At 71.3% G+C, this 25651-nt stretch carries 23 protein-coding genes; 10 read left to right on the top strand and 13 right to left on the bottom strand.

The window, feature by feature from the left end; translation table 11 throughout:
* Positions 1–15 precede the first annotated feature (15 nt).
* Positions 16–1689, top strand: coding sequence for a TIGR04141 family sporadically distributed protein (locus VSH64_RS01700; protein ID WP_326569793.1), 1674 nt, complete (start codon positions 16–18; stop codon positions 1687–1689).
* A gap of 47 nt (positions 1690–1736) precedes the next feature.
* Complete coding sequence (locus tag VSH64_RS01695; protein ID WP_326569792.1) at positions 1737–2135, top strand: nuclear transport factor 2 family protein; 399 nt, start codon at positions 1737–1739, stop codon at positions 2133–2135.
* Positions 2136–2139: 4 nt separating this feature from the next.
* On the opposite strand, the gene VSH64_RS01690 is transcribed toward VSH64_RS01695, so the two are convergent.
* A complete protein-coding gene (locus VSH64_RS01690) occupies positions 2140–3534 on the bottom strand; it encodes a WS/DGAT/MGAT family O-acyltransferase (protein WP_326569791.1) in 1395 nt (464 codons plus the stop codon).
* A gap of 58 nt (positions 3535–3592) precedes the next feature.
* Here VSH64_RS01690 and VSH64_RS01685 point away from each other — a divergent pair, with 58 nt between their 5' ends.
* Positions 3593–4837 (top strand): alpha/beta hydrolase, encoded by a 1245-nt coding sequence (locus VSH64_RS01685; protein ID WP_326569790.1) that lies wholly within the window; start codon positions 3593–3595, stop codon positions 4835–4837.
* Between the two features lies 1 nt (position 4838).
* On the opposite strand, the gene VSH64_RS01680 is transcribed toward VSH64_RS01685, so the two are convergent.
* Together VSH64_RS01680 and folE are read right to left on the bottom strand one after the other, a co-directional pair.
* Positions 4839–6059: an NAD(P)/FAD-dependent oxidoreductase gene (locus VSH64_RS01680; protein WP_326569789.1), complete on the bottom strand. Its 1221-nt coding sequence runs from the start codon at positions 6057–6059 to the stop codon at positions 4839–4841.
* Positions 6060–6073: 14 nt separating this feature from the next.
* Positions 6074–6673, bottom strand: coding sequence for a GTP cyclohydrolase I FolE (gene folE, locus VSH64_RS01675; protein WP_326569788.1), 600 nt, complete (start codon positions 6671–6673; stop codon positions 6074–6076).
* Positions 6674–6872: 199 nt separating this feature from the next.
* Between folE and VSH64_RS01670 the strand changes: the two genes are divergently transcribed.
* Complete coding sequence (locus VSH64_RS01670; protein ID WP_326837874.1) at positions 6873–7517, top strand: helix-turn-helix transcriptional regulator; 645 nt, start codon at positions 6873–6875, stop codon at positions 7515–7517.
* Here VSH64_RS01670 and VSH64_RS01665 read toward each other — a convergent pair.
* The 3 genes from VSH64_RS01665 to VSH64_RS01655 are packed head-to-tail and all read right to left on the bottom strand — an operon-like array spanning position 7502 to position 13535.
* Positions 7502–8674, bottom strand: a complete 1173-nt coding sequence (locus tag VSH64_RS01665) for an SWIM zinc finger family protein (RefSeq protein WP_326569787.1) — start codon at positions 8672–8674, stop codon at positions 7502–7504. The two genes, VSH64_RS01670 and VSH64_RS01665, sit on opposite strands and share 16 nt — an antisense overlap.
* Positions 8674–11415 (bottom strand): DEAD/DEAH box helicase, encoded by a 2742-nt coding sequence (locus tag VSH64_RS01660; RefSeq protein WP_407655624.1) that lies wholly within the window; start codon positions 11413–11415, stop codon positions 8674–8676. Before VSH64_RS01660 ends, VSH64_RS01665 begins: the two co-directional genes overlap by 1 nt.
* A 35-nt stretch (positions 11416–11450) precedes the next feature.
* The gene (locus tag VSH64_RS01655) at positions 11451–13535 is read right to left on the bottom strand and encodes an acyl-CoA dehydrogenase (protein WP_326569785.1); all 2085 of its coding nucleotides are present in this window, start codon (positions 13533–13535) and stop codon (positions 11451–11453) included.
* A gap of 147 nt (positions 13536–13682) precedes the next feature.
* On the opposite strand from VSH64_RS01655, the gene kstR reads away from it, so the two are divergent.
* Positions 13683–14312, top strand: a complete 630-nt coding sequence (kstR, locus tag VSH64_RS01650; protein ID WP_326569784.1) for a cholesterol catabolism transcriptional regulator KstR — start codon at positions 13683–13685, stop codon at positions 14310–14312.
* 42 nt (positions 14313–14354) lie between these two features.
* Here the strand turns inward: kstR and VSH64_RS01645 are convergent, their stop codons facing one another.
* From VSH64_RS01645 to VSH64_RS01630, 4 genes are read right to left on the bottom strand one after another with little or no spacing between them, the layout of a single operon-like run.
* Entirely contained in the window at positions 14355–15344 is a 990-nt protein-coding gene (locus VSH64_RS01645; protein ID WP_326569783.1) for a TIGR03557 family F420-dependent LLM class oxidoreductase, read from the bottom strand.
* 15 nt (positions 15345–15359) lie between these two features.
* Entirely contained in the window at positions 15360–16190 is an 831-nt protein-coding gene (locus VSH64_RS01640; protein WP_326569782.1) for an LLM class F420-dependent oxidoreductase, read from the bottom strand.
* On the bottom strand, positions 16187–17026 hold the full coding sequence (locus VSH64_RS01635) for an LLM class F420-dependent oxidoreductase (RefSeq protein ID WP_326569781.1): 840 nt from the start codon (positions 17024–17026) through the stop codon (positions 16187–16189). The genes VSH64_RS01640 and VSH64_RS01635 overlap by 4 nt, the downstream gene beginning before the upstream one ends.
* A 19-nt stretch (positions 17027–17045) precedes the next feature.
* Positions 17046–17876 (bottom strand): LLM class F420-dependent oxidoreductase, encoded by an 831-nt coding sequence (locus VSH64_RS01630; RefSeq protein ID WP_326569780.1) that lies wholly within the window; start codon positions 17874–17876, stop codon positions 17046–17048.
* 106 nt (positions 17877–17982) lie between these two features.
* On the opposite strand from VSH64_RS01630, the gene VSH64_RS01625 reads away from it, so the two are divergent.
* Entirely contained in the window at positions 17983–18687 is a 705-nt protein-coding gene (locus VSH64_RS01625) for a class I SAM-dependent methyltransferase (RefSeq protein WP_326569779.1), read from the top strand.
* 24 nt (positions 18688–18711) lie between these two features.
* On the opposite strand, the gene icmF is transcribed toward VSH64_RS01625, so the two are convergent.
* Entirely contained in the window at positions 18712–21948 is a 3237-nt protein-coding gene (gene icmF / locus VSH64_RS01620) for a fused isobutyryl-CoA mutase/GTPase IcmF (protein ID WP_326569778.1), read from the bottom strand.
* A 144-nt stretch (positions 21949–22092) separates the two neighbouring features.
* On the opposite strand from icmF, the gene VSH64_RS01615 reads away from it, so the two are divergent.
* The 4 genes from VSH64_RS01615 to VSH64_RS01600 all read left to right on the top strand — a co-directional run bounded on the left by VSH64_RS01615 (position 22093) and on the right by VSH64_RS01600 (position 24263).
* A complete protein-coding gene (locus VSH64_RS01615) occupies positions 22093–22437 on the top strand; it encodes an ArsR/SmtB family transcription factor (RefSeq protein WP_326569777.1) in 345 nt (114 codons plus the stop codon).
* Positions 22434–22877 (top strand): SRPBCC family protein, encoded by a 444-nt coding sequence (locus tag VSH64_RS01610; protein ID WP_326569776.1) that lies wholly within the window; start codon positions 22434–22436, stop codon positions 22875–22877. Before VSH64_RS01615 ends, VSH64_RS01610 begins: the two co-directional genes overlap by 4 nt.
* The gene (locus VSH64_RS01605) at positions 22874–23524 is read left to right on the top strand and encodes a DUF899 domain-containing protein (RefSeq protein WP_326569775.1); all 651 of its coding nucleotides are present in this window, start codon (positions 22874–22876) and stop codon (positions 23522–23524) included. Before VSH64_RS01610 ends, VSH64_RS01605 begins: the two co-directional genes overlap by 4 nt.
* Before the next feature lie 166 nt (positions 23525–23690).
* Entirely contained in the window at positions 23691–24263 is a 573-nt protein-coding gene (locus VSH64_RS01600; RefSeq protein ID WP_326569774.1) for a dihydrofolate reductase family protein, read from the top strand.
* Positions 24264–24285: 22 nt separating this feature from the next.
* Here VSH64_RS01600 and VSH64_RS01595 read toward each other — a convergent pair whose 3' ends face one another.
* Positions 24286–24897, bottom strand: a complete 612-nt coding sequence (locus VSH64_RS01595; protein ID WP_326569773.1) for a GTP-binding protein — start codon at positions 24895–24897, stop codon at positions 24286–24288.
* Complete coding sequence (locus VSH64_RS01590) at positions 24878–25648, bottom strand: DUF742 domain-containing protein (RefSeq protein ID WP_326569772.1); 771 nt, start codon at positions 25646–25648, stop codon at positions 24878–24880. Before VSH64_RS01590 ends, VSH64_RS01595 begins: the two co-directional genes overlap by 20 nt.
* Between the last annotated feature and the right edge of the window lie 3 nt (positions 25649–25651).

The following is a 25651-nucleotide window of genomic DNA, read 5'->3' as shown; positions in this document are numbered from 1 at the left end:
TCTCCGGTGGTGGTCATGCCTGCCCCGTCCGCACCCAGCCGACCCGTCTCCCTCTTCCGGCTCGACGGCTCCGGCGCCGAGTCCGACCTGCTGGTGTCCCTCAAACCCGAGCAGGTCACCACCGACACGGCCGTGGACCTCTCCGGTACGCGCGCGCGGCTCGTCGCCGGCGCGTTCCACACCGAGATCCCGCAGTGGCTGCCCCACGCGAGCGCGCTCACCGGCAGCGCGCTCGACCTCTCTTCGACGTTGCCGTTCGCCGTGCTGCTCGTGCCGCGTCCACCTTGGACCTACGCGGTGTCCTGGGGCGCCGGGCACCTGGTGCTCAACGACGAATACGTGGAACAAGGTTTCGGTCTGCTGTTCGGGATCCGCCGGCTCGACCCGTTCGACCTCGGGCTGGTGTCGAGCGCCGCGCTCGACGTGTCGGCGCGGGCCACGCAGATCTCGATCCCCGGCGGTGGCGAGCTTTCCGCGTTCCGGCTCGAACCCTACGGCGACCTCGTGAACCGGCTGGCCGGTTCGGCGGACCTGACCGATCTCACCTACGGGCGCGTGACCGGCAAGCGCTACCGAATCCGCGTCGGGAACTCCTTGTACGTGCCGCTTGCGAAGGAACCCGAGGCGTTCCTCGCGGATCTCGACGCGGTGGGCGCGGTGGTCGACGAGCCCGACGGGGATTCGGCGCTGCGGTTCGTGGCGCAGACGCGGCCGCTCGAACGCCACCACCGGCTGGTGCCGACGCTCGAAGCGCGCCTCGCCGAAGCCCTCGGCGGTGACACCGACGCGGCGCTCGGCCTGGCGTGGCCCGCCACGGCGGTGAACGACGCCGAGAACGCCGGCTCGTTCCGCATCACCGGCCTCGGTTCCGGCGGGCCACTGCACGTCGAAGCGCGGCTGGAGCTCGACCACCTCACCGGCCGGCTCGCGCAGCTGCCGGAGGACAAGCGCGTGAAGGCGCTGCGGGCCGGGCGCGTGGTCACGTGCGCCGACGAGGCCGGCGAGGAGGAGACCGGCTCGCCGGTGCAGGTGGCGAAGTGGCTCGTGTACGAAACCACGATCGGGCACACGCGGTACGTGTTCCACCAGGGCCGCTGGTACCGCATCGGCGAAACGTACGTGGAGCAGATGCGCGCACAGGTGGCGCAGCTGTTGTCGCGCAAGTACGAATGGCCCGACCTCACGTGGAAACCCACCGGCGAACCCGACGACGAGAACCGCTACTGCCGCCAGGTCGCGACGCTCGAGGGCTACGTGTGCCTCGACCGCGACACCGCGACCACGCCGCTGCACCCGCGCTTCGAGCTGTGCGACCTGCTGGGGCCGGGCAACGAGCTGATCCACGTGAAGTGGCTCGGCCGCGCCACCGCCGCGAGCCACCTCTACACGCAGGCCCTCGTGTCGGCCGAGGCGCTGCACGACGAGCCGGAAGCGCTGGCGCAGCTGGCCGCGAAGGTGTCCACTCTGGACGAAGGCCGGGTGCTCACCGAGGCCCCGGACACCGTGGTGCTCGCCGCGGCGGGGCGCGCGTGGAACGTCGACGAGCTGTTCACGCTGTCGCAGGTCGCGCTGCTGCGCCTCGACCGGGCGGTGCGCAGCCTGCAGGCGACGCTCGCGTTCGCCGACATTCCTTACGTGGCCAAGAAGAAGACCACGGCGCAACCGGTGAAGCGCCGCCGGAAGGCGTGACGCCGGACTAGGCTGGCTCCGACCCCGACAGCGAGGACGGTGCGCCCGTGACCACAGCCACCCCCGATCCGGAGATCCGCGCCCGGATCGAAGAGCACTGGCGGGCTTCGGAGCTCGGTGACCTCGACACCGAGCACGCGATCTACGCCGAGGACGCCGTGCTCGACTACCCGCAGTCCGGCGAGCGGTTCCGCGGTCGCGAGCGCATCCGCGCGCAACGCGGCGGGCACCCGGCCGACCGGCACTTCACGATCAGCCGGATCACGGGCGGCGGTGACCTCTGGGTGAGCGAATGCGTGATCACCTACGACGGCGCGCCCACGCGTTCGGTGAGCGTGATGGAGTTCGCCGACGGCTTCGTGGTGCACGAGACGCAGTACTTCGCCGATCCCTTCCCCGCCGCCGAGTCGCGCGCGGCGCTGGCGGAGCGGATCCCGGGCAGCTGAGCGCTCAGGCCGGGGTGGCCTTCAGCAGCTCCGTCATCGCCTCGGGCAGCGCGTCGGCCAGGGGCCAGAGGTCCTTCACGAGCTCCTTGGCGCCGAGCAGGCCGACGCCGACCTTGCCCTCGTAGGAGAACACCGTGATGTTGAGGCCGGCGCCGTGGAACACCGGGCCGAGCGGGTACAGGCCGGTCACGCGGGCGCCGAGCAGGTAGAGCGGCACCTGCGGGCCGGGCACGTTGGAGATGATCAGGTTGTGCACCACCGGGTGGCGCTCGGCCAGCCGCAGCGACGAGTAGGCACGCACCCCGAGGCCGAACACCGTGGCCGGCGAGAACTGGGCCCAGTCGGCGAGCATGTCGGCGTCGATGTCGTAGTGGTGGTCCTTCGACAGGCGGTTGGCCTCGGCGAGGAAGAACACGCGCGCGGCCGGATCACCAAGGTGAGTGGGCAGCGAGGCGAAGAAGGCCGACACCTTGTTGCTGCCGTGATCGCGTTCGGTGCGCTCGTGGACCGACACCGGCACGGTCGCCACCAGCGGATCCTCCGGCAGCTCGCCACGGCCGAGCAGGAACTGCCGCAGCGCGCCGGACACGAGCGCCAGCACCACGTCGTTCACCGTGACGCCGAAGGCGTTCTTCACGCGCTTCACGTCTTCGAGGTCCACCTGCGCGTACGCGACGCTGCGGTGGCCGGTGATCGTGCCGTTGAGCGAGGTGCGGGGCGCGGTGAACGGCACCGGCATCCCCTTGCCGCGCAACGTCTTGCCGAGCCAGCGCGGCACGAGCTCCACCAGCTCGGGCAGCAGCCGCGCCATCTCGAACGGCCGCTGCACCAGGCCTTCGAGGCTTTCGCGCAGGATCTCGACGCGCGTGGGCAGGCCGCTGTTGTGCCGGCTTTCGCGCGGGATCTCGGGCAGCGGCGCTTCGGGCTCGAGCCCGGCGAGATAGGTGATCAGGCTGGCTCCGCCGACGCCGTCGATGCTCGCGTGGTGCATCTTGATCAGCACGGCGATGCTGCCGTCCTTGAGGCCCTCGATCACGTAGAACTGCCACAGCGGGTGCGCGCGGTCGAGCTGCTGGCCGGCGATGTGGGCGCACAGTTCGGCGAGCTCACGGTCGTCGCCGGGCGCCGGCACGCCGATGCGGTGCAGGTGGTTGTCGAGGTCGAAGTCCTCGTCCTCGACCCACACCGGGTGACTGAGGTTCCAGAGCGGATTGTGCAGTTTGCGGCGGAATTCCGGAATCAACGCGACGCGCTCGGCGAGGTTGCGCTGCAGCCGCGCGAAGGAGTAGCCGCCGGGGATCGTGGATCCGTCGAGCGTGAGCAGCCCGCAGACGTGCAGGACCTGCGCGGGGGTCTCCAGGTAGAGGAAACTCGCATCCAGGCCGCTCAGTCTCTGCATGTCGTCAGCGTAAGCCAGAACCGTTCCCGGGGCGGGGCGCGGCGGTAGCATCGGGAAGGTGAAACCGGCCTTCCTCACCCGCCGGGCCGCGCAGCTCGGCCTCACCGCCGTCGCCCTGCGTCCGCCGCGAAACCGTCTCACGTCGATCCCGGTGTTCTTCTCCGCCTGGCTCACCGACGAACTGGCCCCGCACCTGCTCGCGCTCACCGCGCTGGACACCGCGCAGCACGTGGTGCGGCACGGGCGGCGATCGTCGAAGGCCGGGCTGGCGCTCGCCGCGTTGTCGGCCGCCGGGCTGGGCTCGCTCGTGGCGACGGCGCAGAAGGCGCGCGGCGAGGTCGAGTCGGCGCTCACCGAGGCGCTCGGGCCGGACTACTCCACGCGGCTGGCGCACCCGCCGAGCCCGGCCGACCTGGCGACGCCGTGGGGGCAGCTCGCGCTGCCGTTCCGCGGCGGCCGCGACCCGGAGGTCGTGCGCGAGCGCGACATCCCGTACGCCGAGGGCGGCAAGCGGTTCCTGCTCGACGTGTTCCGGCCCGCGAAGCCGGTCACCGGCGCGCCCGTGCTGCTGCAGATCCACGGCGGCGCCTGGACGATCGGCACCAAGGACGAGCAGGGTCAGCCACTGATGCGCCACCTCGCCCGGCGCGGCTGGGTGTGCGTGGCGATCAACTACCCGCTCTCCCCCGCGCACCGCTGGCCCGCGCACGTGGAGGGCGCCAAGCGCGCGCTCGCGTGGATCCGCTCGAACATCGCCTCGTACGGCGGGGATCCCGGTTTCGTGGCCGTGACCGGCGGTTCGGCCGGCGGGCACCTCGCCGCGTTGCTGGCGCTGAGCCAGAACGACCCCGCCCTGCAGCCCGGCTTCCCGGAAGCCGACACGAGCGTGCAGGCCTGCGTGCCGCACTACGGCGTTTACGACATCGCGGCGACCAGCGGTGCGGCGGAGAGCCAGTACCGCCTCGAAAGCCTGCTGGCCCGCAGGATCTTCGCCCCGGACCGCGACCCGGTCCATTACCTCGACGACTACGTCGCCGCGTCCCCGCTCGACCGCGTGTCCGGCGAGGCGCCGCCGTTTTTCGTGATCCACGGCCGCAACGACTCGCTCGTGCCCGTGGAGGAAGCCCGCGAGTTCGTCCACCGGCTCCGCGCCGCGTCCAAGCAGCCCGTCGCCTACGCCGAACTCGCGGGCGCCCAGCACGCCTTCGACATCTTCCCCTCGATCCGCAGCGCCCACGTCGTGCGCGGCGTGGAGCGATTCCTCGACCACACCTACCGGGCGTGGGCGGCTGCGGACCGGTAGGTCAGGGTTCGAGCGGGGTGTTCACGTCCGCGAGGCGCTCGGCGTCCACCGGGCCCTCGGCGCGGATCAGGGCCTTGAGCTGGTCGCCGACGTCCCACACGTTCACGTTCATGCCGGCCAGCACGCGACCGTCGCGCAGCCAGAAGGCGATGAACTCGCGGGCCTCGACGTCGCCGCGGAACACGACGCGGTCGTAGGCGCCGGGAGCGACGTGGCCGTGGTACTCCATGCCGAGGTCGTACTGGTCGGTGTAGAAGTACGGCAGCTCGTCGTAGGTGGCGTCCTGGCCGGCCATCGCGGCGGCGGCCACAGCGGGCTGGTTGAGGGCGTTGGCCCAGTGCTCCACGCGCACGTGCTCGCCGAGCAGCGGGTGCAGGGCGGAGGCGACGTCGCCGGCCGCGAACACGTCCGGGTCGGAGCTGCGCAGCGAGGAGTCGACGACCACGCCGTTGTCCACGGTCAAGCCGGCGGCCTGGGCGAGCTCGACGTTGGGCGCCGCGCCGACCGCGACGAGCACGGCGTCGGCGGGGATCTCGGTGCCGTCGGCGAGGCGGACGCCGGTGGCCTTGCCGCCCTCGGTGGTCACGGCCTCCACGCGCGCGCCGAAGCGCAGGTCCACGCCGTGGGCGCGGTGCAGGTCGGCGAACACGGTGGCGACCTCGCGGCCCAGCACGGCCAGCAGCGGCAGCTCGGCGACCTCGAGCACGGTCACCTCGGCACCGGCCTCGCGCGCGGCGGCCGTGACCTCCAGGCCGATCCAGCCCGCGCCGATCACGGCCAGGCGAGTGCCGGCGGTGAGCGTCTCCTTGAGCTTCGCGGAATCGCCCAGGCGGCGCAGGTAGTGCACGCCTTCGGCGTCGGCGCCCGGGATCGGCAGGCGGCGCGGGCTCGAGCCGGTGGCGAGCAGCAGCTTGTCGTAGCCCACGGTGTCGCCGCCGTCGAGGCGGACCACGTGGTTCTCGCGGTCGATCCCGGTCGCCGTGACGCCCAGGCGCAGGTCGACGTCGTGCTCGGCGTACCAGCCCGCTTCGTGCACGAACACGCTTTCGCGCTCGGCCTTGCCGGCGAGGAAGTCCTTGGACAGCGGCGGGCGCTCGTAGGGCCGGTCGGGTTCGTCGCCGACGAGCGTCACCCGTCCGGTGAACCCCTGCGTGCGCAACGCCTCGGCGGCCTTGGCGCCGGCCAAGCCCGCGCCGACGATGACAAAACCCTGGTCTGGCAAAGGGAACAACTCCTTTATGCGTTGACGCCGGTGAGGGCGAAGAACTCCTGGCGAGAGCGGGCATCCTCCCGCAAGGTGCCCAGCAGTGTCGAGGTGACCGTGCTGGAACCCGTGGCCTGCACCCCGCGCAACGTCATGCACGAGTGCTCGGCCTCGATCACCACCCCGACGCCCTTCGGGCTCAACTGCTCGCCGAGCCAGCCCGCGACCTGCTTCGTGAGCCGCTCCTGCACCTGCGGCCGGCACGCGAAGTGCTCGACCACGCGCGCCAGCTTCGACAGGCCGAGGATGCGGTCGCCCGGCAGGTAGCCCACGTGCGCGACGCCGGTGAACGGCAGCAGGTGGTGCTCGCAGACCGACCGTACGGGGATGTCACGCGCCAGCACCAGCTCGTCGTAACCCTCGTCGTTGGGGAACGTGGTGAGGTCGAACGAGCGCGGGGTGAACAGCTCCGCGTACGCGCGCGCCATGCGGGCGGGCGTGCCCTGCAGGCTCTCGGTCTCCAGGCCGATGCCGAGCGCCCGCAGGAAGTCGCCCGCCGCGCGCGTCGCGGCGGCGAGGTCGACGGCGGGGTCGGGTTCGTGGACGACGTGCAAAGCTGAGCCGGAGCGCATGGGAACCCCTCGGGGATCGGCAGGTTTTCGTCCATGAGTATTGGTCTTATTCGTGACGCAGGTCAAGGTGAGCAGTTCAACATGATGGATCGCTACTTGTGGACACGGTGATGGGCGTTATCGTGGAGGCGTGACGACTGAGCCCGCGGCTCCGGCGATCAAGGCCGTGGCCGCACTGGAGGAGGACCTGCGCCGCGGCATGTACGCGTTCATCCGCGGCGCGGCGCGGCCCGTCACGCGCGACGAGGCCGCCGCGTCGGTCGGGATCTCGCGCAAGCTCGCCGCCTTCCACCTGGACAAGCTCGTGGACGCCGGCCTGCTGCGCTCGCGCTACGAGGCCGTCGGCGGGATCCGCAAGGTCGGGCGCACCCCGAAGGTGTACGAACCGGCCGGCGTCGACTTCGCCGTGACCATCCCGCCGCGCCGCCACGGCGTGCTCGCCGACATCCTGCTCGACGCCGTCGTGACCGAAACCGAGGGCGAAACGGCCCGCGACTCGGCCCTGCGTGTGGCCGCGCAGCGCGGCGAGGCAATCGGCGCCGCCGAACGCGACGAGCTGCGGCCCGGCCGCCTCGGCGCCGAACGCGGCCTCACCCTCACCGAGACCGTGCTCGCCCGGCAGGGCTTCGAACCGCGCCGCGAAACGCCGACGTGCGTCCGCCTGCGCAACTGCCCGTTCCACCCGCTGGCCGGCCAGGCGCCGGACCTGGTGTGCGGGATCAACCAGGCGTTCCTCGGCGGGATCGTCACGGGCCTGGAGGTGCCGGGGGTCGACGCGGTGCTGGTGGACGCGCCGGTGGGTGGCTGCTGCGTGGAGCTGCGCGGGACTCAGGCCGGCGGATAGGCGACATCGAGAGCGTCGGCGGCCGACGGGCCGTCCAGCTGCCAGCCGGCGCCGGCGCGCACGAAGCGGTACCAGCGCTCGTCGCGGCCGTAGCGCAGCTGGAGCGGGCCTTGGGTCACGCGGTTGCGCCAGGTGGTGATCGGGTCGGGGAGGCCGGTGTCGTCCAGGCAGGCGCGCGCTTTCGCGAGCGGGCCCGGGCCCGGTGACCACGCGTCGCGCAGCGCGGCGAGGCCGCCGCGACCGGCTTCGCGCCAGGCGTGCGCCCAGGCGGTGAGGTCGGGCAGCGCGAGGCCGGCGGCCGTGGCCAGGGCGGGCAGCTCGGCGGCGGGCCGGGCGGCCGCGCGGCGGACGAGGTCTTCTTCGAACGTCAACTCGGCCGCGGTGGGCCCATCAAGCAAGAGGTCACGCGCGAGCGCCGCGGCGTCGGCGGCGAGGGTGCCCAGCCCCGCCGAGGTCCAGCCCGTGGCCGGCGGCGGATCGAGGTCGAGCACGGCCGGTGGGCCGGCGATGTCGGGCACCGGCGGCAGGCGGGGCACGGCGCTCACGCGGCGGGCGTACGCGCGCTTCGGCGTGAGGCCCGGGTCGTGCACCTTCGCGCGTTTCGGCTGGTCGGGGGCCCGCAGTGTGCGCAGCCGGGCGAGGACCTCGTCGCGCGGCCGGCCGCGGAGCTTGAACAGCACGAACGGATCGGCATCGACCTCGTCGGCCACCACGTAGTAGACGGCGGCGACGTGCTTGCACGGGTTGGCCGAGTCCGGGCACGAACAGCGCGGCCGCAAGTCACCCGGCCCCGGCAGCAGGTCGGCACCCGCCTCGCGAGCCTGCGCGGCCAGCTCCTCGGGCAGCTCGCCGTCGAGCAGGGCCGCGGTGTGGCCGAGGCGGCGGCCGACGACGTCGAGCAGCGTGGCCCACTGCTCGGGCGAGAACTCCCGCATGCGGATCGTGACGTGGTAGGGCTCGGGCCGGCTGCCGCGCACGCGCGCGGTGATCTCGCCGGCGCCGACGTGCAGCTCGCTCACCGTGTCTTTGCGCGCGTACGTGCGCCCGCGCGGCAGGCGGTTCGGGTCGACGCTCGCGCGCTGCTCCAGCGCCTCCACCCACGCGCCGCCCCACCACGTGTTGCCGAACGTGCGGCGCCGGGTCCCGGTGCGCGGCATCAGCCACCGCCGAGCCGGACCAGGTCGGCGAGCTGGTCGTCGGACAGCTCGGTGATCCAGTCCTCCCCCGCGCCCACCACGGCCTCGGCCAGCCCGCGCTTCGACTCGAGCACCGCGGCGATGCGCTCTTCCAGCGTGCCCTCGGCGATGAGGCGGTGGACCTGCACCGGCCGGTCCTGCCCGATCCGGTACGCGCGGTCGGTCGCCTGGTCCTCCACGGCCGGGTTCCACCAGCGGTCGTAGTGGATCACGTGCGTGGCCCGCGTGAGGTTGAGCCCGACGCCGCCCGCCTTGAGCGACAACAGGAACACCGGCACCTCACCCGCCTGGAACGACGCCACCAGCTCGTCGCGCCGCTTCGGCCCGACCTCGCCCGACAGCAACGCGGTGGGCAGGCCGCGGTCGGCCAGGCGGCGTTCGAGCAGGCGGCACAGCTGCACGTACTGGCTGAACACGAGCACGCTGTCGCCCTCGTCGAGGATCACGTCGAGCAGCTCGTCGAACGCGGCGAGCTTGCCCGAGCGTCCACTGAGGACTCCGCCGGGCTCCTTGAGGAACTGCGCGGGGTGGTTGCAGATCTGCTTGAGCTCGGTGAGCAGCTTCAGCACCTGCCCGCGCCGCTGCACCCCCTGCGACTCGCGGATCTCGGCCAGGTTCTCGCGCACCACCGCCTCGTACAGCGTGATCTGCTCGGCCGTGAGCGGCACGAACCGGTCGGTCTCGGTCTTGCGCGGCAGCTCGGGCGCGATGTCCGGATCGGTTTTCTTGCGCCGCAGCAGAAAGGGGCGCACGGTGGTGGCCAGGCGCTCGGTGGCGCCCTTGTCGCGGTCGCGCTCGATGGGCCGCGCGACGGTGCGACGGAAGCGGTCGAGCGGGCCGAGCAGACCCGGCGTGGTCCAGTCCATGAGCGACCACAGCTCGGTGAGCCGGTTTTCCACCGGCGTGCCGGTGAGCGCCACGCGCGCGACGGCCGGCACCTTGCGCAGCTCTTTCGCCGTGGCGGACAACGGGTTCTTCACGTGCTGGGCCTCGTCGGCGGCCACAAGACCCCAGTCCACTTCGGACAGTGTGGTGCGGTCGCGGCGGACCACGCCATAGGTGGCGAGCACGACCTCGTCGGGCAGCAGGTCGTCGAGGTGCCGGCTGCCGCCGTGGAAGCGGCGCACGCGCACCTCCGGTGCGAACTTCGCGAACTCGCGCTCCCAGTTGCCGAGCAGCGACGTGGGGCAGACCACCAGCGTAGGCCCGGCGCCGAGCGCGCGGCGGTGCAGGTGCAGCGCGATGAGCTGGATGGTCTTGCCCAGGCCCATGTCGTCGGCGAGGCACGCGCCGAGGCCCAGGCCCGTCATCGTGGCGAGCCAGCCGAGGCCGGCGAGCTGGTACGGGCGCAGCGTCGCCGTGAGCCCGGCCGGCGGCCCGATCGGCTCGGGATCACGCTCCCGGAGCCGCTCGACCAGCCCGGCGAGCGCGGGCTGCGCGGCGAACTCGACCGTTTCCCCGTCGAGTTCGAGCTCCCCCGTGAGCGCCGCGGCCAGCGCTTCGGCGCCGGTGAGCTTCCGGTTGCGTTTGGCGCGCATGCGGGCGAGCAGGCTCGGGTCGAGCTTCACCCACTGGCCGCGCAGGCGCACGAGCGGGCGCTTGGCCTCGGCGAGCGTGGCCACTTCTTCGTCGCTGAGCTCGGCGCCGCCGAGGGACAGGCGCCAGCGGAACTCGAGCAGGCCCGTCAACGGGAACGCCGGGCCGGCTTCGCTGCCCGGCGCCTGCGTGGCACTCGCCTTGGCGCGGACTTCACCGGCGAAGAGATCCTTGGGCCACAACACTTCGATGCCGGCGCCGCCCAGCTCACGGCCGCCGGCACCGAGCAGGTCGACCACGTCGTCGTCGGACAGCGCGAACCTCGTCGGCGCCGCCTCGGCGAGCACGCGCCCGAGCGGCGGCCACGCCCGAGCCCCGCGGCGCAGGCCCAGGAGCAGCTGCGTCTCGACCTGGTCGCCGAGGCGCTGCAGCACCGCGTCGGGCGCGTCCCACAGCGTCTCCGCTTCCACGACGAGGCTCGGCTCCAGCGCCGACCGCACGGCCAGCACCCCCGCGAACTGCTCGTCCGCACCCGCTTCGACCCGCAGGATCAGCTGCGCACCGTGGGGCCCGCGAGCCTCCAGCTCACCGAGCCACGCCACCCCGTCGGGCCCGACCAGCGTGGGCTCCGCCTGCGCGAACCCCGGCCCACCCGCTCCGACGGCCGCCGCGGGACTGCGCACCAGCACGTCGGCCGCCGCGTCCCACAACGCACGCACCAGCGACTCCGGCGAATGCAACCTGATCCGCTTCACGCCGGACAGCGGCAACGCGTGCGCCTCCGGCGGCAACGCCGACGCGAGGCCCCGCAGCAGCTCCTCGTCGGCCCCGTCGAGCGGCCCCACGCGCCAGCTGTCGACGCCGCCGGGGGTCAGCGCCGGCCGCAACCGCCCGCGCGCCACGAGGTTCACCCCGGCGTTGACGACCGCCGACCACGCCGCGATCGCCGGGCTCACCTCGTCGGGCACCACCAGCAGCCGCGGAATCACCCGCGCCAGCGGGACCAGCCGCGCGTCGACCTTGGTGCGCGCGAACTTCCCGCCGCCGGGCAGCACGAGCTCGATCGCGGTGTCGCCCGCGACCCCGTCGCCCCACAACGCCAGCACACCCTCCCGCGGCGGATCCGAGGGAAGGTAGGTCGCCTGGGTCTGCGCGCCGAACTCCACGCTCAGCACCGTAAGGCAGGGGTACGACAATCGGGTTAGCGAGGCAGGCCGAGGACCCGTTCGGCGACCGCGGAGAGCAGCACCTGCGTGGTGCCGCCGGCGATGGAGAGGCAGCGGGTCAGCAGGAATTCGTGCGACTGCGGTGCCGCGGGCAGGAGATCGGGCGCCAGGTCGAGGGCGAATTCGGCCACGGCCTGGCGGTGGCGGACCCCGAGCAGCTTCGCGACCGACGACTCCGCGCCGGGACCCCGGTCGTCGAGGCGGCGCAGCGTGGCCCGCAGATCGAGGACCGAGCAGGCGCTGCCCGAGCCGATCAGTGCGCCGAGGCGTTCGCGGGCGGACTCGCCGACGTCCGGAACCGGCTCGCCCTTCGCAGCGGCACCTGAATCGGCCAAGGCGGCGACCAAAGCCTCCACGCCCTCCCCCGCCGCCGAGCCCTTCCCGAGTGCCACCCGCTCCCCCGCCAACGTGGTGCGGGCCAGGCGCCAGCCGTCGCCGGGCGTGGAGACCACGTCGGCGTCCGGGACGAACACGTCGTCGAGGAAGACTTCGTTGAACACGGACGCACCGGTGATTTCGCGCAAGGGACGGGTGGTGATGCCCGGGCTGTGCATGTCGACGAGGAAGTACGTGATTCCCCGGTGTTTCGGCGCGTCGGGGTCGGTTCGGGCGAGGCAGATGGCCCAGTCGGCTTCGCGAGCCAGGGACGTCCACACCTTCTGGCCGGAGAGGCGCCAGCCCCCGGCCACCCGGACCGCGGTGGTGCGCAGGGCCGCCAGATCGGAGCCCGCGCCGGGTTCGCTGAAGAGCTGGCACCAGGTCAGCTCACCGCGCAGGGTCGGGGCGGTGAAGCGCTCGCGCTGCTCCTCGGTGCCGTGGGCGAGGATCGTCGGCACGGCCCAGGCGCCGATCACGAGGTCCGGGCGGCGCAGGCCGACCGACGCCAGAGCCGCGTCGATGCGCAACTGCTCCGCGGGGCCGGCGCCGCGGCCGTACGGAGCCGGCCAGTGCGGCGCCAGCAGGCCCGCGTCGGCGAGCGCGACGCGGCGCCGGGGTTCCGGCAGAGCCGCGATCGAGCGCACGATCTCAGCCACCTCGGGTGAGTCGCCGACCTCGACGTCGAGGGTGCGTCGCGAGCCGGCCAGGGCAAGATCGGCGGCGCGAAGGCGCCAGCGGGTCGAGCCGCCGAGCCAGTGGCGCAGCGCGAGTGCGCGGCGCAAGTACAGGTGCGCGGGGTGGTCCCAGGTGAACCCGAGGCCGCCGAGAACCTGCACGCAGTCCTTGGCGTTGTCCACGGCCGCGTCCAGTGCCACCGCCGCCGCACTCGCCGCGGCGATCGCGTGCTGCGGGCCGAACGCAGCCGACGCGGCGTCCCACGCCAGCGCCTCCGCCGCTTCGGCGCGGCACAGCATCTCGGCGCACAGGTGCTTCACCGCCTGGAACGCGCCGATCACCTGCCCGAACTGCTCCCGCACCCGCGCGTACGCGACCGCCGTGTCCAGGCACCACCGCGCGACCCCCGCCGCCTCCGCCGCGGCCAGCGTCGCGGCGAAGTCCCGGACGTCCGGCAGCGCGAGCACGTCCGCCACCGGCACGCGGTCGAAGCGCGCCCGGGCGAGCGGACGCGAGAAGTCGAACGGCGCCAACGGTTCCACGACCGCCACGCCCGGTTTCAGCAGCACGTGCCCACCCGGCACCGGCACCAGCAGCCACGCCTCGGCCGTCAGTCCCGGCACCGCGGCCGAAGGACCGTCCAGAAAACCGTCGGAGCACGGCGCGGACTGCAGCACCGCGACCTGCGCGGTCCCGCCCGCGATCGCCTCCACGAGCTCCCCGCGGCCGAGCAGCAACCCGGCCAGCGCCGTGCTCAACAGCGGTCCGGGAACCAGCGCCGAAGCCGCCGCGGCCAGCCCCGCGGCGAGGTCCGCGACGCTGCCCCCGGCCCCGCCCACCGACGGCGGCAGCGCGACGCCGGTCAAGCCCAGGTCGGCGAACCCCGGAGGCACGAGAGCCCCGGTCGGTTCGGCCGCCCGCACCGCCGCCACCGGGTCGTGGGCGGAGGCCCAGTCGTGGATCGCGGCGGCCAGCGCCGCCTGTTCGCCGGTGAGCGCGACCGCCATCAGGGCCTCCTCGCGGGACGGTGACTACTCGCGAGTGTAGAACGTGTTACAGTTTTTCGGCCAGCGCGTCGGTGGTTGAACGTTTCGCCAGGGAAGGTACGCTGAACGCAGAACTGGAACGAGTTCCGCAAGGACAGGAGAACGCCGATGCCGGGCAAGGCGAAGGCTCCGGCGGCGAAGGCGCGCACCGGACTGGGCACGATCGGCGACGAGCTCGGGTCGGCCGCCCAGCGCGACCGCCGCCGCCGCATCATCGACGCCACGCTCGCGCTGGCCTCCAAGGGCGGCTACGACGCCGTGCAGATGCGGGCCGTCGCCGAGAAGGCCGACGTCGCGCTCGGCACGCTCTACCGCTACTTCCCGTCGAAGATCCACCTGCTCGTGTCCGGCCTCGCGCGCCAGTTCGAGCGAGCGCAGGAAAAGCTGGAACGCGCCGCGATCCCGGGCGAGACGCCGGCGGAGCGGCTGATGTTCGTGCTGGGCCGCAACACGCGGCTCATGCAACGCGACCCGCACCTCACCGAGGCGATGGTGCGCGCGTTCATGTTCGCCGACACCTCCGCCGCGGCCGAGGTCGAGCTCGTCGGTCGGCTCATGGAGGACATGTTCGCGCAGGCCATGGGCATCGACGAGCCCACGGAATCCGATCGCGACATCTTCCACGTCGTGGCCGACGTGTGGATGGCCAACCTCGTCGCCTGGGTCACGCGCCGGGCGTCGGCCGCCGACGTCGCGAACCGGCTCGAGCTTTCCGTGCACCTGTTGCTGGACAAGTGAAAGGGCCCGCGGCGAACACCGCGGGCCCTTCGGAAACACCACTCAGGCAGCGAGCTTCGGCAGTACCTGCTTGCCGAACACGTCCAGGAACTGGTCCTGGTTGCGGCCCACGTTGTGGATGTAGATGCGGTTGAAGCCGGCGTCCACGTACTTCTGCAGCGCGGCGCGGTGCACGTCGGGGTCCGAGGACACGACCATGCGGCCCTCGAAGTCCTCGCGGCGCACCAGCTTGGCCATCTGCGCGAAGTCGAACGGCGAGCGCACGTCGGCCTTCGGGAACTTCATGCCGCCGTTGGGCCACTGGTCCATCGCGTTGGCCCACGCGGTCTCGTCGTCCTCGGCCCACGACAGGTGCACCTGCAGCAGCTTGGGCATGTCGTCGCCGTTCTTGCCGGCCTTCTTCGCGCCCGCGTTGAAGTTCTCGAGGATCCCGGCGAGCTTGTCGATCGACGCGCCCGGCGTGATCAGCCCGTCGGCCAGTTCGCCGGTCTTGCGCGAGGTGTAGGGGCCGGCCGAGGCGATGTACACCGGCGGCGGCGTGTCCGGCAGCGTCCACAGCCGCGTGGTGTGCAGCTTGAAGAACTCGCCGTTGTGCTTCACGTCCTTGCCGGTGAACAGCTTCCGGATCACCTCCAGCGCCTCGAACATGCGCCGCACGCGCTCGGGCGCCTCGGGCCAGTAGCCGCCGATGATGTGCTCGTTGAGCGCTTCACCCGACCCGATGCCCAGCCAGGTGCGGCCCGGGTAGGTCGCCTCCAGCGTGGCCGCGGCCTGCGCGACCATCGCCGGGTGCAGCCGGAACGACGGACACGTCACGCCCGGCCCGAGGTCCCCGGTCGTGTTCTCCGCCAGCGACGCCAGCATGCTCCACACGAACGAAGACTCGCCCTGCTGAGGCACCCACGGCTGGAAGTGGTCCGCCGCCATCTGCCCCGAGAAGCCGTGCTCCTCGCCCGCCTTCGCCAGCCGAATGGACTCCCGCGGCGAGAACTGCTCCAACGCAGCCGCAAGACCGATCTGCACGTCACTCACGCGTTTTCCGCTCCTTCACCGGTATTTCTCGACAACCCCGACAAGAGCGTCGAGCCTGCTCAACGTCTCCGCCTCGGGCCGGGTGCCGAGCAGGAACGTGACGCGTTCCACGCCGGCCTCGGCATAGGCCTCCAGCAGAGCTTCGTTCTTGCTGCCCACCGCGAACATCGACACCGGCGTACCGGGGGCGAACTCGTCGCGCAGGGCCATCAGCTTCCCGACCTTCTCGGGCACGACCACGGAGTTCGGCATCCACACGCCACCGTGGCGGCCCGCCCGCTTCGCCGCGTGCCGGCTGTTGCCGCCGATGTAGATCGGCGGGTGCGGCGACCGCGCGGGCTTCGGGTACGCCACCGCGCGGTCGAAGTTCGTGAACTCGCCGTGGAAAGTGGCTTCTTCTTCAGTCCACAGCAGCTTCATCGCGTCCAGCCGCTCGTCGAGCAGCCGGCCGCGCGCGTCGGGATCGGTGCCGTGGTCGCGCATCTCCTCGAGGTTCCACCCCGCGCCGACGCCGAAGAGCACACGCCCGCCCGAGAAGTGGTCGAGCGAGGCGACCTCCTTGGCCGTCTGGATCGGGTCGCGCTGCGCGAGCAACGCGACCCCGGTGCCCAGCAGCAGCGTCGAGGTGACCGAGGCGGCGGCCGTGAGCGCCACGAACGGGTCGTACATCCGGTAGTACATCCGCGGCAGCTCACCGCCCGCGGGGTACGGCGACTGGCGATCGGCAGGGATGTGCGAGTGCTCCCCCACGAACAGCGAGTCGAAGCCGCGCTCCTCCACGCCGCGCGCGAGCGCGTCGGGACGGATGCCCTCGTCGGTGACGAAGCTGAAGACCCCGAGCTTCACGAGGCCATCCCGTGGTCCGCCGCGAGCCGCGCGAAGCCGTCGAGCGCGGCCAGGGCCTCGGCTTCCGGCAGCGTGGGCAGCATGAAGGTGTAGCGCTCCACGTCGGCCTCGGCGTAGCGCTTCACGCTGTCCGCGTCGGCCGCACCACCGAACACGGTCACCGGCACGTCGGTGCGCCCCAGCTCCGCCAGCTCGCCGCGCACACGGCGGATGGCTTCGCTGCTGGTCGTGGAGATCGGCATCCAGGCGTCGCCGAAGCGAGCCAGGCGACGCACCGCAGCGCGGCTGTCACCGCCGATGTAGATCGGCGGGTTCGGCTTCTGCACCGGCTTGGGCCACGCGAAGATCGGGTCGAAGTTCACGTGCTTGCCGTGGTAGGACGCCTCGTCCTGCGTCCAGATCGCCTTCAACGCCTCGAGCTGCTCGTCCATCAGCGCGCCCCGGGTGACCGGGTCCGTGCCGTGGTTGGCCATCTCTTCGCGGTTCCAGCCGACGCCGACACCCAGCGCCACGCGCCCGCGCGACACGAGGTCCAGCGAAGCGACCTCCTTGGCCGTGTGGATCACGTCGCGCTGCACCAGCAGCGCGACGCCGGTGCCCAGCACCAGGTTCGACGTGTTCACCGCCGCGGCGGTGAGCGCCACGAACGGGTCCAGCGTGCGGTAGTACACCCGCGGCAGGTCGCCACCGCCCGGGTACGGGCTCTCCCGGCTCACGGGGATGTGCGAGTGCTCGGCGAGGAAGAGCGAGTCGAAACCCCGCTCCTCCAGCGCCTCACCGAGCACGTCGGGGCGGATGCCTTCATCGGTCACGAATGTGGAGATCCCGAACTTCATCGGATCATCGAACCACGGTTCACCGGTGGCTCGCCGCGAGCCGGGCGAGGTCGTCGAGCGCGGCCAGCGTCTCGGCTTCCGGCAGCGTCGGCAGCATGAACGTGTAGCGCTCCACGCCGGCCTCGGCCAGGCGCTTCACGTCGTCGCTGTCGGCCGCGGCACCGAAGACCGTGAAGGGCACATTGGTGCGGCCCTGTTCCGCGAGCCACTCGCGCACACGGCGGATCTCGTCGGACGGGGTGTGCTGGCGCGGCAGCCAGGCGTCACCGAGGCGGGCCAGGCGACGCAGCGCGGCCGGGCTCTCGCCACCGATGTAGATCGGCGGGTGCGGCTTGGCCACCGGCTTGGGCCACGCGAAGATCGGGTCGAAGTCCACGAACTTGCCGTGGTAGGACGCCTCGTCCTGCGTCCAGATCGCCTTCAAGGCCTCGAGCTGCTCGTCGATCAGCGCGCCGCGCGTCTTCGGGTCCGTGCCGTGGTTGGCCATCTCCTCGCGGTTCCAGCCCACGCCGACGCCGAACGCCACCCGACCGCGCGACACCAGGTCGAGTGACGCGACCTCCTTGGCCGTGTGGATCACGTCGCGCTGGATCAGCAGCGCGATCCCCGTGCCCAGCACGAGGTTCGAGGTGTTCACGGCGGCCGCGGTGAGCGCGACGAACGGGTCCAGCGTGCGCTTGTACTTCTCGGGCAGGTCGGCGCCACCGGGGTACGGGCTCTCCCGGCTCACGGGGATGTGCGAGTGCTCGGCGAGGAACAGCGAGTCGAAGCCCCGCTCCTCCAGTGCCTCGCCCAGCACGTCGGGGCGGATGCCTTCATCGGTCACGAACGTGGAGATCCCGAAGTCCATGCCTTGTCCTACCCGATGCGGCGGCGCCCTATTCCCGGCGCGGTTGACACCTCACCGGATCGGTCGGCACGATCAAAATCAGCACTTGTTGAAAAGGAGGTCTGCCATGAGCGTCGAGAACACCGACTTCGAGCAGGTGTACCAGGGCCGGAGTCCGATGGGCGGCACCGTGCCGTGGGACATCAAGGCCCCGCAGCCGGCGGTGGTCGCCCTCGAGGAGGCCGGCGGGTTCCGCGGCGAGGTGCTCGACGTCGGGTGCGGGCTCGGCGAGAACGCCGTGTTCCTCGCCTCGCGCGGCCACCCCGTGACCGGCGTCGACGGCGCCCCGACCGCCCTTCGCGAAGCCCGAGCCCGGGCGTCGGCGAAAGGGCTGGAGATCGGCTTCGAGGTCGCCGACGCCACCCGGTTGGAGGGCTTCGAGGACCGGTTCGACACCGTCCTCGACAGCGCGCTCTACCACTGCCTGACCGAAGAACAGCGACGCGACTACATTGCCGCGCTCGTGCGGGTGACCCGCCCCGGCGCGCGGCTGCACCTGCTCTGTTTTTCCGAAGCGGTGCCCGACAGCTTCCCGGGGCCGTTCCGGATCGGCGAACAGAACCTGCGGGAGACCGTCGGGCGCGGCTGGCGGATCACCGGCCTGGACCCGGCGCTCTACTCCACTTCCGTCAGCCTGGAAGGGCTGCGCAACGCGGTGCGCACGCTCCGGCCGGACGAGGTCGGCGACCTCACCGAGCTGGACGCGCTGGAGCAGGACGAGCAGGGCCGGATCCGCGCGCCGGCCTGGCAGCTGAGCGCCGAGCGCGCGTGACCCGATCCCCTCGTCCGAGGTGCGTCAGACGTTGCGCCGGTACTGACCACCGACCTCGAAGAACGCGTCGGTGATCTGCCCGAGCGAGCAGACCCGCGCGGCATCCATCAGCACGCCGAACAGGTTGCCGCCGCGGGTCGCCGCCTCGCGCAGGGCCTTGAGCGCCTGCTGGGCGTCCTCGGCGTGGCGGTGCTGGAAGTCGGCGAGCCGGTCGAGCTGCGACTTCTTCTCGTCCTCCGTGGCGCGGGCCAGCTCCACCTCGATGTCGTCCTCACCCGCGTGCGGGTTGCGGAAGGTGTTCACGCCGATGATCGGCAGCGAGCCGTCGTGCTTCTTGCGCTCGTAGAGGATCGACTCGTCCTGGATCTTGCCGCGCTGGTAACCGGTCTCCATCGCGCCGAGCACGCCGCCGCGCTCGGAGATCCGGTCGAACTCCACCAGCACGGCTTCCTCGACCAGGTCGGTGAGCTCGTCGATGATGAACGAGCCCTGCAGCGGGTTCTCGTTCTTCGACAGGCCCCACTCCTTGTTGATGATCATCTGGATCGCCATCGCGCGGCGCACCGAAGACTCCGACGGCGTGGTGATGGCCTCGTCGAACGCGTTGGTGTGCAAGGAGTTCGCGTTGTCGTACAGCGCGCACAGCGCCTGCAGCGTGGTGCGGATGTCGTTGAAGCTCATCTCCTGCGCGTGCAGCGAGCGGCCCGAGGTCTGCACGTGGTACTTGAGCTTCTGCGACCGCTCGTTGGCGCCGTAGCGCTCACGCATGGCCACGGCCCAGATCCGCCGCGCCACGCGGCCGAGCACCGAGTACTCGGCGTCCATGCCGTTGGAGAAGAAGAACGACAGGTTGGGCGCGAAGTCGTTGATGTCCATACCGCGCGCGAGGTAGGACTCCACGTAGGTGAACCCGTTGGACAGCGTGAACGCCAGCTGCGAGATGGGGTTCGCACCGGCCTCGGCGATGTGGTAGCCCGAGATCGACACCGAGTAGAAGTTGCGCACCGCGTGCTCGATGAACCACTCCTGGATGTCGGCCATCATGCGCAGGCTGAACTCCGTGGAGAAGATGCAGGTGTTCTGGCCCTGGTCTTCCTTCAGGATGTCGGCCTGCACGGTGCCGCGCACGTTCTTCAGCGCCCACTCGCGCAGCTCGGCGGCTTCCTCGGCCGACGGCTCGCGGCCGTGCTCGGCGCGGAAGGCGTCGAGCTTCTGGTCGATCGCGGTGTTGAGGAAAAACGCGAGGATCGTGGGCGCGGGGCCGTTGATCGTCATCGACACCGACGTGTTCGGCGCGGTGAGGTCGAAGCCGTCGTAGAGCACCTTCATGTCCTCGATCGTCGCGATCGAGACGCCCGAGGTGCCGACCTTGCCGTAGATGTCGGGCCGCGTGTCGGGGTCGTGGCCGTAGAGGGTCACGGAGTCGAAGGCCGTGGAGAGCCGCTTGGCGTCGGAGTCGGCCGAGAGCAGCTTGAACCGGCGGTTGGTGCGGAACGCGTCGCCCTCGCCGGCGAACATGCGCGCCGGGTCCTCGCCGTCGCGTTTGAACGGGAACACGCCGGCGGTGTAAGGGAAGTAGCCGGGCAGGTGTTCGCGGCGCAGGAACGAGAGCAGCTCACCGGGGTCGGTGTAGCGCGGCAGGGCGACGCGCGGGATCCGGTTGCCCGAGAGCGTGTCGCGCCACAGCTGCGTGCGCAGCTCCTTGTCGCGCACCTTCACCACGAGCTCGTCCTCGCGGTACTCCTCGGCCAGCGCCTGGAAGCGCTCGAGCAGCTTCGTGGTCTCGCCGTCCACATCGGACTCGGCGGCGGCGAGCAGCCCGTCCAGCGCGTCGGTGGAGGCGTCCACTTCGGACAGGGCAACCTTCGCGGCGGCGAGGTGATCGCGCTTGCGCAAAGCGGCGACCTGCTTGCCGGTCTGCTCGTGGTACCCGCGCACGGTCTCGGAGATCTCCGAGAGGTAGCGCACGCGGTTGCCCGGGATCACCGTGCTCGCGTCGGTGGACACCTTGCCCTCGACCGCCGGCAGCACCCCGGCCGACACGGACAGACCGCGTCCGGCGAGCTGGTCGCGCAGGCTCTGGTACAGCGCGGTCACGCCGTCGTCGTTGAACTTCGCGGCGCTGGTGCCGAACACCGGCATGTCGTCGGGGCCCTTGTCGAAGGCCTCCCGGTTGCGCACGAGCTGGCGAGCGACGTCGCGGCGCGCGTCTTCGGCACCGCGGCGCTCGAACTTGTTGATGGCCACCACGTCGGCGAAGTCGAGCATGTCGATCTTCTCCAGCTGCGACGCGGCGCCGAACTCCGGCGTCATCACATACAGCGACTCGTCCACGTAGTCGACGATGCCGGCGTCGCCCTGGCCGATGCCCGGCGTCTCCACGATCACGAGGTCGTAGCCCGCGGCCTTGCACGCGAGGATCGACTCGCGCAGCCCGGCGGGAATTTCCCCGCTCGTGGTGCGCGTGGCGATGGAGCGGAAGTACACCGGCGAGCCATCGAGGCAGTTCATCCGGATGCGGTCGCCGAGCAGCGCGCCGCCGCCCTTGCGCCGCGACGGGTCCACGGCGAGCACCGCGATCCGCAGCTTGTCCTCCTGGTCGAGGCGGAAGCGGCGGATCAGCTCGTCGGTGAGCGACGACTTGCCCGAGCCGCCGGTGCCGGTGATGCCGAGCACGGGCACCTGCCGCTTCTCGGCGGCTTCCGTGATGGCGGCGAGCCAGTCTTCGGGCAGTTTTTCACGCTGCAGCTGGGTGATCACCCGCGCCAGCGCCGGCACGTCGCCGGAGAGCAGCTTGTCGACCGAGGCGGGCGGCTGCGCGGAGAGGTCCACGTCGCAGGCCTTGATCATCAGGTTGATCATGCCCGGCAGGCCCATCTCGTAGCCGTCCTCGGGCGAGAAGATCCGGGCCACCCCGCGCGAGTGCAGCAGGTCGATCTCCTCGCGGACGATCACGCCGCCCCCGCCGCCGAACACCTTGATGTGCCCGGCGCCGCGTTCGCGCAGCAGCTCCACCAGGTAGGAGAAGTACTCCACGTGCCCGCCCTGGTAGGCGGAGATGGCGATGCCCTGCACGTCTTCGGTGATCGCGGCGGTGGCCACCTCGTCGACCGAGCGGTTGTGCCCGAGGTGCACGACCTCGGCACCCTGCGACTGCAGGATCCGCCGCATGATGTTGATCGAGGCGTCATGGCCGTCGAAGAGGCTCGACGCGGTGACGAACCGAACCGGGTTCTCGGGGCGGTAGAGGTCGCTGCTCATCCTCCCAAAATACTTGGACTTCCTACTATTGGAAACCCGGGCAGCGGTGACTCAGCTCTCAAGCGCGGGCTTCACCCGGTTGACAGCGAGCAGCTGGAAGCTATATTCAACCTATTAGTTAATCAACCAAGCGATTGAGTACCGATGGCCACTGATCAGCTCAGCACCACCTTCGCCGCACTGGCGGACCCCACCCGGCGAGCCATCCTCGCCCGGCTCTCCCAGGGCGAGGCGACGGTGAACGAGCTGGCCGAGCCGTTCGAAGTGAGCTTGCAGGCCGTGTCGAAACACCTGAAGGTGCTGGAAGCGGCCGGGCTCATCAGCCGCGGCCGCACGCGCCAGTGGCGCCCGTGCCGGCTCGAAGCGAAGCCGCTCGTGGTCGTGGCCGACTGGGTGAACGAGTACCGGCAGTTCTGGGAGTCGGGGTTCGACCGCTTGGACGAGCACCTGCGGCTCCTGCAGGAGCCACGGAAGGAGACGGAGCGATGACGCACCGCGACCTGACCATCACCCGCGTGTTCGACGCGCCGCGCGAACTGGTGTTCCGCGCGTGGACCGAGCCGGAGCAGCTCGCGAGCTGGCTCGGCCCCGAGGACTTCGCCGCATCGGTGGCGAAGTTGGACCTGCGGGCCGGCGGCGCGTGGCGCGCGCGGATCCACAGTGAAAAGCACGGCGTCGCGCGCTGGATGCAGGGCGCCTACCGCGAGATCAGCCCGCCCGGGCGGCTCGTGTTCACGTTCTCCTGGGACGACCCGCAGGACGTGGTCGGCGAGACGCTCGTGACCATCACGCTCGCCGACGTCGGCGACAAGACCGAGATGACGTTCCACCAGGCACCGTTCCCGACCGAGGAAGAGCGTGCCGGCCACCACGACGGCTGGAGCTCGACCTTCGACGACCTCGCCCGCTACCTCGAGGAGGCCCGATGACCACCGCACTCCCCCGTGTCGTGTCCGCCGACGAGTGGCAGACCGAACACGAAGCCTTGCTGGCCAAGGAAAAAGAGCTGATGAAGGCGGCCGACCACCTCACGGCCGAACGCCGCCGGCTGCCGATGGTGCGCTTCGCCAAGCCGTACGAGTTCACCTCGGCCGAGGGGAAGAAGAGCCTGCTCGACCTGTTCGAGGGCCGGCGCCAGCTGATCGTCTACCACTTCATGCTGCACCCCGGCGACGAAGCGGGCTGCCCCGGCTGCTCGATGGTCGTGGACAACGTGCCGCACCTGGCCCACCTCAACGCCCGCGACGTGACGTTCGTGGTCACCGCGCCGGCGACGCTGCCGGAGATCGAGGCCTACAAGGCCCGCATGGGCTGGGACCTGCCGTGGGTCTCGGCGAACGGCAGCGACTTCACCGAGGACTGCGGCGTCGGCCGGTTCTTCGGCACGAGCGTGTTCCTGCGCGACGGCGACGACGTCTTCCGCACGTACTTCACCAGCGGCCGCGGCGCCGAAACGTTCTCGGCGGTGCACCGCTACCTCGACATCACGCCGTTCGGGCGGCAGGAGGCGTGGGAAGAGGAGTCGCGCGGCACCGACGAGCCGGGCGGCTGGTGGCGAAGGCACGACGAATACTGAGGACGCGGAGAGTTCACCGCGGAAACGGGCCGGTTCCTGGGGGATCGGCCCGTTTCCGCTGCCTCGGCAAGATTCCCTGGCCACCGATGTCCGGTCGCGGCGACCGGCTCCGACCGTAGGCTGAACGGCGTCCGGCAGCGACGCCACTCGGTGAAGGAGCCTGGTCATGGGTGAGCTGGTGTACTACGTCCACTTGTCGGTCGACGGCTGCGTCGAGGGACCGAACGGCGAGTTCGACTGGGCGGTGATGGGCCCCGAGCTCTCGGGCCTGTCGCAGGCGCTCACCGACCGGGCCGCGGTGTTCGCCTACGGCCGGCGCGTGTGGGACATGATGGCGGGCTACTGGCCGCAGGTGGAGTCGATCTCCGACGACCCGCACGACATCGCGTTCGCGCCGGTGTGGCGGAAGACGCCGAAGGTGGTCTTCTCGCACACGCTCACCGATCCCGGGTGGGGCACCGAGGTGCTCGGCGGCGACCTCACCGAGGAGGTCACGGCGCTGAAAGCCCGCTACGACAAGGACATCGTGCTCATGGGCGGGGCACAGGTGCCCGCCGAGCTGGGCCGGCTCGGGCTGATCGACGAGTACCACGTGGTCGTGCACCCGGTGGTGCTGGGCGGCGACAAGCGGCCGTTCGCCGTGGACGCCGACCGGCTCGGCCTGAGGCTCGTCGAATCCCGCGTGCTCGACGGCGCGCTGGTGCTCCTGCGGTATCGCCGGGCCACCGGAGAGGGGTGACCCGGCACCGACCCGGGTCGCGCTAGCGGGCCTTGGCCGCCCGCAGCGCGATCCACTGCCGCATGGCGTACTCGACCAGCGTGATCAGCGTCTGCTTCGTCGACTCCCGGTCCCGCGCGTCGCAGCGGACGATCGGGATGCTGGGGTCGATGGACAGCGCCTCGCGCACGTCGTTGATGTCGTGCTCCAGCACCCCGTCGAAGGTGTTGACGCCGACGATGTAGGGCAGGCCGCGGTCCTCGAAGAAGTCGATCGGCGCGAACGAGTCCGCCAGGCGGCGGGTGTCGGCCAGCACGACGGCGCCGATGGCACCCCGTACGAGGTCGTCCCACATGAACCAGAAGCGCTGCTGGCCCGGGGTGCCGAACAGGTACAGGATCAGGTCGGCGTCGAGCGACACGCGGCCGAAGTCCATGGCGACCGTGGTGGTCGTCTTGTTCGGGGTCTGGTCGAGGTTGTCGATGCCGCGGCTCGCGTCGGTCATCATCGCCTCGGTGGTGAGCGGAACGATCTCCGACACCGAACCCACGAACGTCGTCTTGCCCGCCCCGAAGCCGCCCGCCACCACGATCTTCGCCGATGTCATGGTCGGGGGCGCGGTTTCCCGCGGTGCCTTAAAGCCGACGGAGTCCACTCAAAACCCTTTCCATCAACATCAAGTGTGCTTCGGCGCCGTCATTGCCCGTGATCGTCCGGTGCACCGTGACGAGGCCCGCATCGGCCGCGTCACTGATCAGCACCCTGGCGACACCCAGTGGCACCCGCAGGATCGCCGCGACCTCGGCGACCGAGCGCGGGGTCCGGCACTCTTCCATGATCGAGATGCTCTCGATCTGTTCGGCAGCCGCCTCGGGGAAGCCCCCCGCGACGACGTGGTCATTGGTGGAGATCAGCGTCTCCAGCTCGAGCGCGTAGTTCGCCCGGGTCCGGCCGCCGGTGAGAGCGTACGGCCGCACGATGGAGGTCTCCTCGGCCGGGTCCACCCGATCGGGGTGATCCGGCCGGGTGAACGCGGCGGGCATCACGAACTCGCCACTGGGCGGTCCGGGGTCGAAGAGCCCGCCTGGTCTAGGCCCATCCGCATCGGTACTGCCCGGTGGAGAGACTAGAGAGGTCACACGATCTCCTAACTCGGCCGGCGGCACTGGCACCGCCGGCGATTCCTCCGCCGCGTGCGCTCCCGCGGGCGGGGGTTCGGGGGACTGGGACTCCTTACCGGTCTTCTTCCGCTTTTTGCGCGAGCGGCCCGAATCGAGGCTGAAGCCGTTGAGGAGGTCGGCATAAGTGCCTTCGTCCTCACCGCGGGCAGCACCGGGCGCCCCCGCGCGCGGGGGATCCTCGCTGTCTCCGGGCTCGCCGCCGAATAATCCGGACCCCGTGCTCATCGC

The organism is Amycolatopsis rhabdoformis, from assembly GCF_035918295.1.
Taxonomy (GTDB): domain Bacteria; phylum Actinomycetota; class Actinomycetes; order Mycobacteriales; family Pseudonocardiaceae; genus Amycolatopsis; species Amycolatopsis rhabdoformis.
The sequence above is the reverse complement of the archived record's forward strand: the minus strand, read 5'-3'. Positions and strand labels throughout refer to the sequence as shown.